At 34.4% G+C, this 16207-nt stretch carries 17 protein-coding genes and 1 riboswitch; of the genes, 4 read left to right on the top strand and 13 right to left on the bottom strand.

All coding sequences use genetic code 11. The features are described from left to right. Positions 1-161: 161 nt before the first annotated feature. Positions 162-926: an AraC family transcriptional regulator gene (locus DW269_RS02655; protein ID WP_158546291.1), complete on the top strand. Its 765-nt coding sequence runs from the start codon at positions 162-164 to the stop codon at positions 924-926. On the opposite strand, the gene DW269_RS02650 is transcribed toward DW269_RS02655, so the two are convergent. Together DW269_RS02650 and DW269_RS02645 are read right to left on the bottom strand one after the other, a co-directional pair. After that, positions 914-2245, bottom strand: coding sequence for an MATE family efflux transporter (locus DW269_RS02650; protein ID WP_117458434.1), 1332 nt, complete (start codon positions 2243-2245; stop codon positions 914-916). The genes DW269_RS02655 and DW269_RS02650 overlap by 13 nt on opposite strands. A 57-nt stretch (positions 2246-2302) precedes the next feature. Beyond that, positions 2303-2839, bottom strand: coding sequence for a GDSL-type esterase/lipase family protein (locus DW269_RS02645; protein WP_117458433.1), 537 nt, complete (start codon positions 2837-2839; stop codon positions 2303-2305). Between the two features lie 173 nt (positions 2840-3012). Further along, positions 3013-3087, top strand: a riboswitch (glycine riboswitch). A 44-nt stretch (positions 3088-3131) separates the two neighbouring features. Between DW269_RS02645 and DW269_RS02640 the strand changes: the two genes are divergently transcribed. Next, a complete protein-coding gene (locus DW269_RS02640; protein WP_117458432.1) occupies positions 3132-4478 on the top strand; it encodes a sodium:alanine symporter family protein in 1347 nt (448 codons plus the stop codon). A 48-nt stretch (positions 4479-4526) separates the two neighbouring features. Here DW269_RS02640 and DW269_RS02635 read toward each other — a convergent pair whose 3' ends face one another. The 11 genes from DW269_RS02635 to DW269_RS02585 all read right to left on the bottom strand — a co-directional run bounded on the left by DW269_RS02635 (position 4527) and on the right by DW269_RS02585 (position 13979). After that, a complete protein-coding gene (locus DW269_RS02635; protein ID WP_117458431.1) occupies positions 4527-5405 on the bottom strand; it encodes a YitT family protein in 879 nt (292 codons plus the stop codon). Continuing rightward, positions 5368-6108 carry a copper homeostasis protein CutC gene (locus DW269_RS02630; RefSeq protein WP_117458430.1) on the bottom strand — a complete coding sequence of 247 codons (741 nt, stop codon included), beginning with the start codon at positions 6106-6108 and terminating at the stop codon, positions 5368-5370. Before DW269_RS02630 ends, DW269_RS02635 begins: the two co-directional genes overlap by 38 nt. Next, positions 6105-7199 (bottom strand): Sapep family Mn(2+)-dependent dipeptidase, encoded by a 1095-nt coding sequence (locus DW269_RS02625; RefSeq protein ID WP_117458429.1) that lies wholly within the window; start codon positions 7197-7199, stop codon positions 6105-6107. The genes DW269_RS02630 and DW269_RS02625 overlap by 4 nt, the downstream gene beginning before the upstream one ends. Continuing rightward, positions 7199-8152 carry a N(4)-(beta-N-acetylglucosaminyl)-L-asparaginase gene (locus tag DW269_RS02620; protein ID WP_006504766.1) on the bottom strand — a complete coding sequence of 318 codons (954 nt, stop codon included), beginning with the start codon at positions 8150-8152 and terminating at the stop codon, positions 7199-7201. The genes DW269_RS02625 and DW269_RS02620 overlap by 1 nt, the downstream gene beginning before the upstream one ends. Before the next feature lie 56 nt (positions 8153-8208). Next, positions 8209-8730: a GrdB-related putative oxidoreductase gene (locus DW269_RS02615; protein ID WP_006504765.1), complete on the bottom strand. Its 522-nt coding sequence runs from the start codon at positions 8728-8730 to the stop codon at positions 8209-8211. Positions 8731-8746: 16 nt separating this feature from the next. Beyond that, on the bottom strand, positions 8747-10114 hold the full coding sequence (locus tag DW269_RS02610) for a PTS sugar transporter subunit IIC (RefSeq protein WP_117458428.1): 1368 nt from the start codon (positions 10112-10114) through the stop codon (positions 8747-8749). 23 nt (positions 10115-10137) lie between these two features. After that, complete coding sequence (locus DW269_RS02605; protein WP_006504763.1) at positions 10138-10461, bottom strand: PTS sugar transporter subunit IIB; 324 nt, start codon at positions 10459-10461, stop codon at positions 10138-10140. A gap of 1 nt (position 10462) precedes the next feature. Next, the gene (locus DW269_RS02600; RefSeq protein ID WP_006504762.1) at positions 10463-10789 is read right to left on the bottom strand and encodes a PTS lactose/cellobiose transporter subunit IIA; all 327 of its coding nucleotides are present in this window, start codon (positions 10787-10789) and stop codon (positions 10463-10465) included. A gap of 74 nt (positions 10790-10863) precedes the next feature. Next, a complete protein-coding gene (locus DW269_RS02595; RefSeq protein ID WP_117458427.1) occupies positions 10864-11415 on the bottom strand; it encodes an RDD family protein in 552 nt (183 codons plus the stop codon). A gap of 8 nt (positions 11416-11423) precedes the next feature. Continuing rightward, complete coding sequence (locus DW269_RS02590) at positions 11424-13298, bottom strand: BglG family transcription antiterminator (RefSeq protein ID WP_117458426.1); 1875 nt, start codon at positions 13296-13298, stop codon at positions 11424-11426. Positions 13299-13400: 102 nt separating this feature from the next. After that, positions 13401-13979 (bottom strand): GNAT family N-acetyltransferase, encoded by a 579-nt coding sequence (locus DW269_RS02585; protein ID WP_117458425.1) that lies wholly within the window; start codon positions 13977-13979, stop codon positions 13401-13403. Between the two features lie 93 nt (positions 13980-14072). Between DW269_RS02585 and DW269_RS02580 the strand changes: the two genes are divergently transcribed. Further along, positions 14073-15464, top strand: a complete 1392-nt coding sequence (locus tag DW269_RS02580) for a PLP-dependent aminotransferase family protein (protein WP_117458424.1) — start codon at positions 14073-14075, stop codon at positions 15462-15464. Between the two features lie 152 nt (positions 15465-15616). Continuing rightward, entirely contained in the window at positions 15617-16063 is a 447-nt protein-coding gene (locus tag DW269_RS02575; RefSeq protein ID WP_117458423.1) for a DUF2798 domain-containing protein, read from the top strand. Positions 16064-16207: the final 144 nt, after the last annotated feature.

Genomic DNA, 16207 nt, shown 5'->3' with positions numbered 1-16207 from the left:
CTGTTTTTATGAAATGTCACCGTTTACATTTATTAAGTACATCAACTTCACTTGATAATTATCGCGTTTTCTTTCATTTATATCATTATCGTATATTTTTGTTGATTAATATCTATTTTATATTTATAATAATATCACTATCGTTTATAAGGAGTTTTATCATGTTTCCCATTCATACCCAGCATATTGAAAATACAGAAAATGATATGATTTATCATGATCACGATTCTTTAGAGTTCATCTACTGTCTTCATGGAGAAGTATCCTATTTAATTAATGGAGAATCAATTACTATTCATAAAGGTGAAGCCTTTATGATTAATACTCATATTATTCATGCAAGACTTTCTTCTACAGCCCATTTAATGACTGTCTCTATCGAAAGAGAAGCTTTTAGTATACATGAATCACTTTTAAGTTATTTTGATTCATTCTTTAATCATGAACATGCCCCTTATATAGTTATTCATGATCATACAATTCATGCACTCATCACCAAGCTATATGGTTTACTTAATATTCCAGAAATGAATCCCTTTTTAATTCTCTCTTCTGCATCAGAGCTTGTCCATTTAGTTAGTACAATTCTTCCAGAAAGTAAACCATTAGACGATTATGATAAGATGTTAGAAATGATTCATTATTTGAGAGATCATCTTTCTCAAAAGATCACCATCCAGGATATGGCAGACTCTATTTCTATCTGTCGTTCAAGATGCTGTAATATTTTTTCTCAATATCTTCATACTTCTCCTATGGTTTATTTGAATGAATTACGTTTAGTGCATAGTGCTGAGTTATTATCTACTGATTATTCTATTGTATCTATCTCAAAAATGTGCGGCTTTAGTCGTCCCAGCTATTTTAATACACAATTTAAAAAGAGGTATCATATGACACCTCTTGAATATCGTCATTCTTCTTGAATCTTTTTGAAACAATAGCTAAAAGTGAATACACAATAAAGTGCTGCAACAATCCAGGCTGTCTGATCAGCACAGCAAATTGCGGTATAACCAGCTATCGGTACAAATACCAATGATACAAAACATCTTGCAATCATTTCAATGACACCAGAGAATATTGCAAGTCCAGAATAACCAATCCCTTGAGTTGTCTGACGGCATACATTGAGAATTGAAAGAACCCAATAGAAATATCCCATATAGGTAATATATTTTGCGGATGCATCAAGGACTGCGCTATATTTTGATGAAATAAACAACATTGAGAATATTCTACCAAATAGAATCAATAAGATTCCTACAATCACGCCATAGATAATACCTACAACAACAGTTTGTATAACACCTTTTTTGATACGATCATATTTCTTTGCGCCATAGTTCTGACTTGCGAAAGTTGAAGCTGCTGTGGCCAATGCATCAAATGGACAGATGGCAAGCTGTTTGATTTTAGCTGCCGCTGCAAAGGCAGACATATAAGTGGCACCTAAAGAGTTATTGGCTCCCTGCATGACCATAGAGCCAATCGCAGTAATAGAGTACTGTAATCCCATTGGAAGTCCCATACCAAGTAAATTCTTAACGATGGATGACTTTATTACTTTATTTTCTTTTTCTATATGTAATACTGTAAAACGTTTCTTAATGAGTATAAGACATAAGATACCACTGATACCTTGTGACACAATTGTCGCAAGGGCTGCTCCTGCGACATCGAGCTTTAAAATAATAATGCAGAATAAATCTAACACAATATTGAGACAAGCAGAAAAAGCAAGAAATAAGAATGGTGTGCGGCTATCTCCTACAGCACGTAATATACTTGAACATAAGTTATATAATAACGTGCATGGTAAACCTATGAATATTATTAATAAATATATATAAGAACGTGATGCAATCTCAGCTGGTATCTGTAATATATGTATAATAGTCATACATAATAAACAGCATCCTACAGTTAATATTGCGCCAATGATAATTGTAAGAATGATACTATGATAAATAAAATCACGCATCTTAGATAAGTTATTTCCACCAAATGACTGGGCAATAGGAATACCAAACCCACAGCATATACCAATACAAAATCCCAATACTAAAAATTGTACACTAGTAGTAGAGCCTACTGCCGCAAGTGCATTGGCACCAAGTGTCTGACCTACTATTGCAGTATCCACAATATTATAAGTCTGCTGGAATATATTACCCAATAATAAAGGCAATGCGAACATCACAATGAGTTTTAATGGATGTCCTTCTGTCATATTCTTTGTCATATCTTAATCCCCCCCGGAGTTGAAGTATAGCACTTTTGAGCATACAAAAAAATCCCATTATAAGGATTTCTTCATATAGTCTACAATTGTTTTTCCTAGCTGTTCATGTCCCTTTTGTGTAAGATGAATACCATCAAATGCAAGTTCTGTAATCACATCTTCTACATCAATAAAATCTGCATGAAAGCTATCTGCAAGTACTTTTAACTTCTTATTGAGTTCTTTACTTCTTTGATATCTTTCTTCATCATTTCTTAAATATGGCGGTGCAAGAAGTAATATATGTTCGGCTTTAGACAGGGCACGTCTTAACATCACATGAAGTCCTACTGTGATATGGTCTATAGGTTCTAAATGATCCACATTATTTGTCCCTAGCATGATAATCAATAAACCAATTGGTGCATATTGTCGTAAAGTGACATCATATAAGAATTGTCTTGGTTCAGCAAGTCTTCCATTGAGTCCTGCATTCACGACAAAATCATCCTTATAATTTTCTCTTACTATATCCACCCAGTTTGTTTCATAACGTCCCCCATCAAGAGGGTTAAATCCATAAGTATTAGAATCCCCATAACATACGATATTCATAAATTCATTCCCCTTTTTCTTATTATACAAAAGCTTTTAAAATAAAAAAACATTGAATTTATAATAATCTCTGTTTATAATGTTTCCTTGTAAAAGAACGGATGATAGTAGCGAAAGAGATTCTTTGTAAGAACACCGAAGGATGGAAGATTTCAGGTAAAAGGATCGCTATTGGACGAATCACTGGAGAGACTCATAATGAGCACCGAAGGAGTAACACTCTCAGGTAAAAGGACAGTGACTTATACTTTTCACTATTAATTCCGTCTAATTTATTAGAAGGAGTTTTTTTATGACCAAATTTTTGACACAAGTCAACAATCTCGTATGGGGTATGCCCCTTATCCTGTTACTACTTGGAACAGGTAATTATTTTACTACTCATTTAAAGTTTATTCAGTTTGTAAGATTAAAGAAAGCTTTCTCTTTGATTTTCAAGAAGAATGAAAATCATGAAGGAGACGTTTCTAGTTTCCAGGCATTGTGTACTGCCTTAAGTTCTACGATTGGAACAGGTAATATTGTAGGGGTAGCGACTGCAATTTCTGCAGGTGGTCCTGGCGCATTATTCTGGATGTGGATTTCAGCTTTCTTTGGTATGGCCACTAAATATGCTGAAGGGGTACTCGCTATTAAGTATCGTACAAAGGATGAAAACGGACAGATTGCAGGTGGTCCAATGTACTATATTGAAAAAGGTTTACACAATAAGTTTCTCGCAAGTCTATTTGCCTTCTTTGGTGTAGCTGTCGCTTATTTAGGTATTGGTACATTCACTCAGGTAAGATCTATTTCTGATGCATTGCATCTTTCTTTCCATGTACCTTATTGGATTAGTGCGATTATTCTTACTCTTCTTGTTGGTTTTATCACAATTGGTGGAATTCATAGAATTGCGGCAGTCGCTGAAAAAGTAATTCCATTTATGTGTGTATTTTATATTGGTGGTGTTGTACTTATTCTAGTAACACATCTTCCAATGATTCCTCATGTATTAAAGATAGTACTTGCCTCAGCTTTTGATATTAAAGCAGTCTTTGGTGCGGGTATGGGTGTTGCGATGAAGATGGGTATTAGTAGAGGAATCTTCTCTAACGAAAGTGGCTTAGGAAGTGCTCCTATTGCCGCAGCTGCTGCACAGACTGATTCATGTGTAGAACAGGGACTTGTATCTATGACTGGTACTTTTATTGATACAATGGTGATCTGTACAATGACTGGTCTTGCAATCTTAATCACTGGTGCAAATACAAGCGGTTTAGAAGGAGCCGCAGTTACATCACTTGCCTTTAATAGAGGACTTATTGTTCCATTTATTGGTGAATATATTGTAAATATTGGATTGATTTTCTTTGCATTTACTACAATTATTGGATGGAACTACTACGGTGAAAGATGTATGTATTATCTTGCAGGTATTCGTTCTATCAAGATTTATAAGATCATCTTCATTATTCTTATTGCGATAGGTCCATTTATGTCATTACAGTTTATCTTTATTCTTGCAGATATCGTCAATGGCTGTATGGCAATCCCTAACCTCATCGGTTTGATTGGACTTAGAAAAGAAGTCATTGCAGAAACAGAAGAATACTTCAAAGAAGAAAACACTTATAGTATAGAAGAATTAAGCATTTAACCTCTCATCTGAGAGGTTTTTTCATGCAAAAAAACAGGCCGAAGCCTGTTAATCGAGTGGTTTTTGATAGAATCCACCGACAAAGTTTTCTGTTGGTAATATATTGATGATAACATGAGGATCAATACTCTTCATGAGATCAACAATATCCTGTACTTCATAGCTTGACACGACAGTATGAATCATAGTAAGAGGATGACCACTATAGCCACCTTCACCATGAAGCATAGTCAAACCATGACGATATTGTGCAATATAAGCCTGACGTAATTCTTCAGGATGAATTGTAGTGATTTCTAAAGTCACACGTTTATATCGCTTATAGAATGTATCAATCGTTTTAGTTGAGAGGAATTGGAATAAAATAGAATATCCTGCATGAATCCAGCCAAACATGAATCCAAATACACATAGCATCAAGGTATTGAAAACAAATATATATTCGAAGATTGACTTATTCATTTTATTAGATACATATAAAGCGATAAAGTCAGTACCAGCAGTACTTGCATTACCTCTTAAGGCAATCGCAATCGCAAATCCATAAAGGAATCCACCAAAACAGACATTCAAGATCACATCATCAAATAATGGATCAAATGATAATACCCTTGTGAAAATACTGAAGAAGATAACTTGTAAGAAAGAGAAGAAAACAAACTTCTTACCTATTGTCTTATAACATACAATTGCGACAGGTAGATTGAGTACAATCACAAGTGTGGAAATAGATAATGAATATCCATAAAGCATGCTGATACGATTAATTAGAATCGCAATACCTGTAAAACCACTTGATAAAAGGTCAGAAGGATTCAAAAATGTCTGAAGAACAAATGTCTGTAAGAGTGCCGAAAAGAACACCGCAAAGAAAGTAATAATATATCTTTTATTTGTTTTGTAGGCTGCTGACAAGTTTTTCGACATTTTCCTGGTCCACACTTTCATAATCATTGGCATGTGTGCCAGTATAATAGCAATAAGTGACAGACTTGCCTGAAGTTGTAGGATCTTCTTCATAATCCTTACAAGAAGAATGTACCTGTGAGATACCTGTATGTTTCATTAAAGAGGATGCATTATTATAGTTCACACCACTTCCTGCAAGAATTTCAATATCCTTACCATAATTTTCTTGTAATGATTTGATCTTATCTGCTCCATCTATCGCAGTAGGCTGACCACCGCTTGTCAAAACACGATCAATGCCAAGGTCAATTAATTGACTCATCGCATGGTCTAAATCATCACAGCAGTCAAAAGCACGATGGAATACAGCCGTACGATGGTATTTATGAATAAGTTCTACAAATTCTCTTGTACGCTTTTCGTCAATTGTATGATCACTCTTTAAGAAACCAAAAGCGAGACCATCTGCACCATTTTCTAATAGGTCTTCTGCTTCTAATAACATCTGTTTATATTCTATTTCATCATAAGTAAAACCAGCACCACGAGGTCTAACCATACAAATAATAGTCAATTTTGTTTCTCTCTTTAATAATCTTAAAGAGGCCACAGAGGGTGTTAAACCTCCTAAATAAAGAGCACTGTTTAATTCAATGCGTGTGGCTCCACCCTTATAAGCACGCAGGCCATCCTTATAGCTTCCACAACATACTTCAATCATAGTTCTGTATCCTTTCTAGATAATTGATAAAGTGTTAAAGCATAGATTTTAGCATTCGTAATAAGATCCTCTCTTGTCATCCATTCATTTGGATTATGTCCAATACCCTTTTGTCCTGGAAAAGAAGGTCCAAATGGGACGATATGAGGCATCATTTTCGCATAAGTACCACCTGTTGTAGTCACAGGAGTTCCATCATTACCCGTTACATATTCATATGTCTCTTTCATAATTTCTACCATTGGTGCCTTTTTATCAAAATAAACAGGCTTGAAATGAGACACAACTTCATACTCATATCCTTCAATACGATTGAGTTTATCAAGTATTTCTTCTAGTGTAAGTCCTGCTGGATAACTAATAGAAAAGCTGAAGTCTTCTTTAGTTAAATGATAGTTACGGATTTCTAATTGTCCAAACTCATCATTCTTATAATCTATACCAAGTCTTTCACCTTTGTTTTGTGTATTTAAGATATACTTATTCATAAAAGTAATCAAATGATCTAGATCAGCTTTCACTTTGATAACAGCACGTCCTCTTTCAGCATAAACAACAGGATATTTACAATCTGGTGTAAAGCCAGCAATAGGTGCTTTTTCATGATCTAAATAATATTTTAAATCTTCAAATCCTGATTCTTCATCGCATCCAAATATGATACGTACTTCTCTTTCAGGCTTTATGCCAAGTCTCTTTAAAGCAGTAAGGGCATAAAGACATGAAAGAATAGGGCCCTTATTATCTAAAATACCACGGCTATAAATCACGCCATCTTCTTCATAAGCACTAAATGGTGGATGTTTCCAGCCTTCACCTACTGGTACAACATCTAAATGACCACAGGCGCATACATAATCATCACTTTTACCATAACGTGCATAACCGATATAATGGTCAACATCCACTGTTTCAAATCCAAGATCACGAGATAACTGGAGTGTTTCATCAAGTGCATGGCGTACACCTTCTCCAAAAGGAGCATCATTCACAGCCTCAGATTCTACACTATCAATACGTACAATACGCTTGATGCCTTCAATCATCTCATCTGCAATCTCATCAACAGCCTTTAATATTTCTTCATTCATTATTTTCTTACCAATGGGGCTGTTCTTGTACGCATATAATCATCAAGCCATTCCTGACTTGCTTTTTCAAACACGCTATGTTCACCTTCATGCTTTACTACAAATACAGTTGGTTCAAGTTCTGGAGTTGCAACTACAAATGAGAAACCTTCAATATTTGTGGCACATCCCCATTCACCTTTATTATTCATAGCGATTAAAGACATATCTCCTGCTTCACCACGACGTTTGATTAATTCTTTAGAGAATGTATTAACCGCCTTTTCACATGCAGCCTGTGGGTGCATACCTTCCTTCATCATTCTTACGATTTCATAAGAGACACAGCCCTTCATTACATCTTCACCAAGTCCTGTTGCACTTGCCCCACCGACTTCACTATCAACATAAAAGCCAGATCCAGATACAGGTGAATCACCTACTCTACCAGAACGTTTCATAAATAAACCACTTGTAGAAGTTGCAGAAGTCATCTTTGCATTTTCATCTAAGCAGACCATACCTACTGTATCATGACCAGAATAAGGTTTAATTTCCTGAGTCATTTCTTTTAATCTATTATGATAATGAATTTCAGCACGTTCGGTAAGCATGTTCTTTCTTTCAAAACCATTCTTAGATGCATACTTTTCAGCACCTGCACCAACTAAGAAGTTGTTGACCTTTTCATGAGATAATTTTCTTGCGATTTCTACAGGATTGGCAAAGTCTTTGATTGCCCCAACACATCCTACTGAAAGAGTATTTCCGTTCATATAAGCAGCATCTAATTCAACAATCATTTCTTCATTAGGTAATCCCCCATAACCTACTGATTTATAATATGGGAAATCTTCTACAGCCTTAACAGCTTCAACGATTGCATCTCCTGCATCTCCATGATTCTTTAACATTTCATCTGCTTTGGTAATACCTTCTAAAGCCATTCTCCAAGTAGCAATAATACCGTACATATTAATATCCTCCTTTTATTGAAAGAGGATACGTCCTCACGTATCCTCAAGTTAATTTAGAAACAATATTTAGAAGCAACGATGTCTTCATCTTTCTGTTCACACATTGCCTTTGCAAGCTGACAGATTCCTTCTAATGATTCATTTAAACCAGTTCCACCCTTCTTAGGTGTCTTGATGATATGAACCTTGTCTTTATATTCATTAATTGTTTCTTCATTTTCTATACTCATTGCAGCCATAGCATGTGAATGAGTTTTTTCGTTAATATCATAAGCGACACGTGCAGCCATGCGTCCATAGCCAAGATAGTTGAAACATGGACCACATACAACAACATCTGGTTTGATTTTTTCTACCATTGCGCAAAGTTTACGGCTAACTTCATCACTATTGGCTTCATAGAATCCATCTCCACAATATAAACAGCATACAACATGTCCATTTACCTGTTTTAAGAATGGTTCCATCATAATAGCAGGTCCACATGATTCTTTTACTAGTCCTAAAGGTACCATGTGATCATCTTTAATCCCTTTACCAGACTGGATCTGGTCATAAATCATTACGATTTTCATGTTTCATCTCTCCTTCTTATAGATCGTCAAAAGATAAGTCGTCTAAATCAATGTCGTCTTCTTCTTTAGCAGCCTGAGCCTGAGCTTCTTCATTTAAGTACTGCTTATCAAGTACTTTGATGAATGGCATATAGATAATAACACCAATAACAATTAAAGCAGCCTGAAGTAGTGCACCTACCCAGTTAGTTGCTAAGAAACCTGAGATAATTGGTGGCATAGTCCAAGGGATGTTGATACCTGAACAGATTGGAACAATCTTAAGAGCCATACAGAAGTATGAGATAATGATGTTTACTGTTGGTACTAACATGAATGGAATAAGCATAGTTGGGTTTAATACGATTGGTAAACCAAATACGATTGGTTCGTTAATACCAAAGATACCTGGAACTAAAGCAAGTTTACCTAAGTCTGTAATACGTTTAGATTTACAGAATAATAACATTGCGATTAATAATGATAATGTAGAACCACATCCACCAAATGTAGCGAATAAGTCCTGGAACTGCTGACAGATGATATGACCTGTACCCTGTCCTTTAGTGAAGAAAAGAATGTTTTCAGCTGATAGAGTCTGAAGAATTGGGTTAAATACAGCGCCTACTACTGATCCACCATTGATACCAAAGAACCAGAATAAGTGTAAGAAGATATAAGCAACAACCATTGCACCTAATGTATCACCAAGGTTAAGTAATGGTGTCTGTAAGAATTCAAAGATAATCTGGAATACGTTTGTTCCTAAGAAACCAAACATTAAGTTTACTAGGAAGAAGAAAGTCATTACGAATGTTGCTGGAATCAATGCTGAGAAAGATTCTACAACTGTTGGTGGAACACCAGCTGGCATCTTGATTGTCCAGCCTTTACCTTCTACCCAAGCATAGATATGTACGCTTAAGAATGCAGTAATGATACCTACGAAGATACCCTTAGCACCAACCCATCCTAATGGGATACCAGAAAGAGTTGCTTCAATAGTTTTAGATCCTACAGCAACATTACCAGTGATTGAGTATGGCATGATTAAGAACCATGACATAAGTGCGCAAGCAGCACCGAAAATCTTGTTTGTCTTCATCTGACCAGCAAATGAATAAGCGATACCCATTACCGCAAATACTGCCATGATAGTGAATGTTGCATCAGATGGCTTTGATAAGAATGCAGCAAGTGTCTCACCTGTTTTCTGATTGATAATTGTTGATTCTAAAAATTTTGTCCAAGCTGTAATTGGAAAGTTTGCGATTAATAAGAAAATTGATCCTGCAATAAGTAATGGTGTTGATACTAAGAAACCATCACGAATTGACATTAAGTATTTATTACGCCCGATTTTTTCCGCTAAAGGCATTAAATACTTTTCAAGTTGTTTCATCATACTTTAAGTACTCCCTTTAATTATTATTTATTGTTTTTCTTGATTAATAGAATTGCTTTTTTAAGTACTCTTTCACCGTTCATCATACCGTAATCATCCTGGTCGATCACAGAAATAGGTATGTTTAGGTGTCCGAAGTTAGCCACTGTTTCGTCATAAAGATATTCAACCTGTGGACCAAGTAAAATACAATCAGGACAATCAGATTTAACGATTTCTCCTAATTTGTTATGAGAGAAAGCAGCCACCTTGATTGGTAGGTTATGGCTATTTGCGACTTCCTGCATCTTACTTGCAAGAATACTAGTAGACATACCTGCACTACAGAATAAATAAACCTTTTTCATCCTATTCTCCTCCTTCTAATTTCTTAATTCTTTGAGATAGTTTGATAATCTCTTCAGCCATGATTTTTGTTGTTTCAGCATTCATAAGCTGATCTTCCGCATGCATAAGAAGAATTGTTGGAACTGTCTTTTCACCACATGCTTCCTTCTGGATAAGTGATGCATGTGCTTCGTGACCTTTCACAAAGCTTTCTTCTCCTTCTTTTATTTTTGCGCGAGCTTCATCAAAATCACCCTTCTCAGCAAGATACATTGCCTGTACATAACGTGACTTTGCAGTACCCACGGCAGAAATAATGTTAAAACTTAATAATTCTAAATCTTCCATGTGATTTCCTCCATCTCACAACTCATAGTATAAACTTATATTTATTTTCAGGTGGTGAATGCGATTTCCTCTATTTAGGAAAAATTCACTACTTTAGTACGTGCTAAATAATCATGTAATGCTAGATGTTCTTTCTTATTCACTAAACATAAAATAGCACTCACAATTGTAATCACAAAACCAACATACATCATTGGCTTAACCAAACTAATACCTAAACTGATTTGTAATACCTGATGTAATATTGTACTTGCAGAATATAGAACTCCTTCAATAATAATGGCTCCTAATACTTCTCTTAGTAATAGTTCTTTAAGACCTACATCTTTGCCATCACTCTTTACAATCTTAATATGACATATTCTTTTACCAATTGTTTGTCCCTTATTAATCACTAAAGGAATAATGACATAATAAATAATTGCGCCTAGTAATGCGCATAGCCCACAAATCAGTCCTAATTGATGAGGGTATTCTAATAAATTCTGGTTCTTCATTGTGCCATAAATCTTCTGTGACACAATTGCGATAGGAAATGATGTAAAAAGAGCACCAATATACCAATCTAATAAGTATGCACCAAAACGCCTTGGTAATGATGCAATAGTCTGTTGTTGTTTTTTCATATGTTACCTCACGCTGTCATTAGCTTCATAAATTGTTGATAGTTGTCTACTTCGATAAACTGCATCAGCTGGTTATAATCAATAAGTACATTGGATAACCAGTCAAAGAATGTATGCAGCATCTGATTATCCTGTTCACTAATAGATAATAAGAGAATAAGACGTACTTCATACTTACCCCACTTCACAGGATTCTTTAAGACCATGACGGATATAGTAGAACGTAATGGTTGTACTGTAATGGCATGAGGTACCGCAAAGCCCTGTACAAAAGCTGTTCCTGCCATCTCTTCTCTTTTAAAAACATCTTCTTTATATTCTTGTGTGGCATAGCCTAACTGAATCAGATTATCACATAAATAGTTAATGGCATCTTCCTTAGATGCGATGTCTTTTTTTATAAAGAATGTTTCCTGTCCGATCAGCTTCTTTACAATATGACAGAACTGATCATGATATTTTTCTCTATCTAATTGATTCAATGCCTGGAAAATCTGACTTTCATCCTCATAGTTCACAAATAAACTGATTGATACTGTCTTAATAGACAATTCATGCTGTAAAGGTACAACAGTTAAAATCAAGTCAGGATGAAGTGATGCAATCATATTATTTTCAAAGAATGGGAATACTTTAATAATTTCCATACGTTCTCTAAAACGTGTTTCAATCTTATCCATACATGCTTTCGCAAGCATCTGATTATGGGGAATAATCATGACTACACGGTATTTCTGTGTATTGATATGTCTTTCATAGGCTGTTCCAAAATGTAAAGCGAGATAAGAGATTTCATCTTCTACTAAAGGTTTACCTGTAGTTTTAGAAATGACATCACTGGCATGTATCGCCATTTCAAAGACTAAAGGATATTGTCTTTTAATCTCCTTTAAATAAGCTGTTGTATTAGGTTTATCTACTTTAATACGATCAAGTAATGACTGCATATGAATAACTAAGCTATTGTAAAGCTCTTCATCATCTCTAAAATCAATATCAAAACAATCTTTAATGTCTAATAATACTTCTTCTACTAACTGTTGTGATTCTGCTTTTAAGTCTACATGACTGCCTCTTCCTTCTAATAAGAAAGCAAACTTAACGACTTCTTCTTCAACATAAGGAATACCAAACTTTTGTGATAATTCTTCAAAGAAATCCTTTGAGACACGATATTCTAAATCAATACCTGTACAATCACTCTGTGTTTCATATAAATAATTCTTATTCCTGATACGTTCAATCGCAATACCCGCATGCATCATCAACATAGGAAGACTAACATTCTTGAACTTATAATGATTATTTGCGCAGACATTCTTAAAGATTTCTACCACGTCAATGAGATTAAAATCCTTCCATAAATGAGACAAGGCACTGATATTTGTGAAGTTTCCTTTGATTTCTGATTCTAATAGATGCTTATATACAGAGCGTTTCTCATTTTCATTACCTTCTAAACGAATGTGGTTCTTTACACGTACCACTTTTAAAGAAGGATATTCATTGAGTATACGTCTGATATTTCTTAAATCATTATCAATCGTATAACCACTGACATAAATACGATCCTGTAATTCAATGAGATTGATTTCCTGTTTAAACAATAATTCCTTAATGATCCAAGATACACGTTCCTGAGATGTCTGAGGAATGACTGACTTTGTCGTAATTCCTTTGACACTTGTCAGCATCTCGTCTAAGTGATAACCTTTACGACGATTGGCTTCTATAAGAGTACATTCATACTCTTTATTAATATGCTCAATATCAGAACGGATTGTACGATCTGATACAGACAACATAGAAGCAAGTTCTTTACCTGTCACCCATTCATCATAATCATGAAGGATATCTATAATACGCTGCTGTCTATTATTCATACGTATAACCTCCCGTATCTTCATTGTAATGGTTTAGAGTGCTTTATGCATTCAATTTAACTTCCTAAGTGTTAGGAAATGAAAAAAAGAACCTTTCGGTTCTTATAAATCAATAATATCTAGAATATCATAGGCTGCCTTCAACATCTTTGGATGGAAGTCCCCTTCTCCTGATTCATCCACAACTCTTTGAAGTTCTTTAGTAATCTCAATAAAGTCATCTTTTAGGAAAGGACCTCTTGTACATAATAAATCAAATGTCTGATTCCAATAGAATAAATGATACCCACTAGAACGGTAACCATGACTCGCATAAAACTTAGTACGTCTTAAACGCTGTTCATAGTTATCTGCTTGATCATCTAAAGGTTCCATATCCAATACTATCTGTCTTTGATAGAGATCATCCATCAACTTCAAAGTACGTCCTCCATACCCATGAGAACGAAGTGATGAACAGATTGCGAGATAGAATAAATAAACACATGTATCAGATGTCATTGTCATAAAGAATCCAACAAATATATCTCCATCATAGACACCATAAAGATCTGATATACCTGTTTGAGATAAATCAATCATTCTTTCAATAGAAACACGTTCTTCTTTAGGAAATGCTTCATTATTAAGATCTTCTAATTCCTTAAAATTCTCTGTAATTCTTTTAGCCGTTAACGCCATAGATTATCCTCCATTAATATGACTATTCTATGCTGTTTTCTTCTTTTTTTCAAATGATTACGCTATAATGATTAGAAAAGAAAGGATGTATCTATGCTTACATATAGTTTTGATGAAAATAATCATAAATCTCTCTACCAGCAATTATATACATTTATCAAAAATGATATTCTAGAGGGACATCTGACAGCAGATGAAAAGTTACCTTCTAAGCGTACATTTGCGAAAAATCTAGGTATTAGTATTATTACAATAGAAAATGCCTATGCGCAGTTAATGGCTGAGGGATATATTTATTCTTTACCTAAGAAAGGCTTTTATGTATCACCTATTAATAATAAGACACCCCTTATTCCTGCTAAGATGATTCATAAACCTTCTATTAAGAAAGAATCCTATTGGTGTGATTTCTCTTCTAATCAGACACCAGCCCATTTGTTTCCTTTCACAACTTGGTCTAAACTTATGAAGAACGTATTAAATGAACACCAATCAGAACTAATGGTTAATCCTCCAGTAGGTGGTATTTATGAATTAAGAGAAGCGATTTCTCAACATTTAAAAGAATTCAGAAATATGGATGTTGAACCAGAAAGAATTATTATTGGTGCAGGGACTGAATATTTATATGGATTACTTGTTCAGTTATTAGGCTTTGATCTTTTATATGCCGTAGAGAACCCTGGTTATAATAAGATATTAGATGTTTATTCTAGTTTAGGGGCTAAGTGCGTTCCTATAGCTATGGATGAGCAGGGAATACTCGTCAACCAATTAGAAGATTTAGATGTAGATATTGCGCACATCTCTCCTTCTCATCATTTCCCAACTGGTATTATTATGCCTATATCTCGACGTTATGAATTACTTGGATGGGCAAATAAGAAGGAACATCGCTATATTATAGAAGATGATTATGACAGTGAATTACGTTTAAGTGGACAGCCTATTCCTGCCCTTCAAAGTATTGATTTAAGTGAAAAGGTTATTTATATGAATACCTTTACTAAAACTCTTGCCTCTACAATTCGTATCAGCTATATGGTGCTTCCTCATCATTTATTAGAACGCTATAATAAGAAGCTCTCTTTTTATGCCTGTACGGTCTCTAACTTCGAACAATATACTCTTGCATCATTTATTAATGAACATTATTTTGATAAGCATATTACTAAATTACGTAATCATTACCATAATAAGCGTGATGCGATTGTAAAGATGTTAGAAGAAAGTAGTTTAAAGGATATGATTACTATTTCTAAGGAAGATGCTGGTCTTCATTTCCTTATCACAATTCATACACATATGTCTGATGAAACACTTATCAATAAGTTAAAAGAAGAAGGAATCCATCTAAGAGCTATTTCTCATTACTATCTTAAGAATATACCTCATACATCACATACCTTCATCATGAACTACTCTTCTATCAATTTAGATAAATTACCACAGGCTATAGAAATATTAGAAAAAATACTTTATTGACATATTTCTTAAAATATATTAAAGTAAGTCATGCAAAAAAAGAATAATGATTTAGGGTATTATTGGAAACGCACAAGCATAGCTTGATAACGAACAACACTTATATTAAGTGTTGTTTTTTTGTGTAATTTCAAGAAAGGAGCATTTTTCCAATGCCTAAAACATTTAAACAAAATTTATTATTTACTGCGATGATGTCATTCTTAATGGTGTATGTCATGATTCTCTTCAACATCTCATTAAATATCGGAGGAATGACAAACCAGGTCTTCTTACTTGCCTTCCACGAAATGATTATCATGTGGCCTGTCGCTTTCTTTTTAGAACTACTTGTTGTTGATTCTTTAGCTCATAAGCTTGCTTTCCGTTTTGTACAGCCTACAGATCGTCCTATTGTGATTACTCTTGCAATTTCATGTATGATTGTTTGTATCATGTGTCCATGCATGAGTTTAATCGCAACTGTATTATTCAAGAACATCGATGTTTCAGTCTGGTTCCAGACAACATTCATGAACTTCCCTGTCGCATTATTATTCCAGATTTTCTATTGTGGTCCTCTGATCCGTTTCTTATTTGGAAAAATCGTACATGAATAAGGTCAGTTTTAAAACTGACCTTATTTTTTTAGTCGATAACTGAGTATTTATATAATGTCAGAATGTATGTATAGTGTTATTCATCAAAGACAAACTATTAAATGTCAATAAATAGTTAAATTTTCTAGAATTTATTGATTTTAT

Source organism: Catenibacterium sp. AM22-6LB, assembly GCF_003435615.1.
In the GTDB taxonomy this organism is placed as follows: domain Bacteria; phylum Bacillota_I; class Bacilli_A; order Erysipelotrichales; family Coprobacillaceae; genus Catenibacterium; species Catenibacterium mitsuoka_A.
This window is presented reverse-complemented; position numbering and strand designations above follow the sequence as displayed.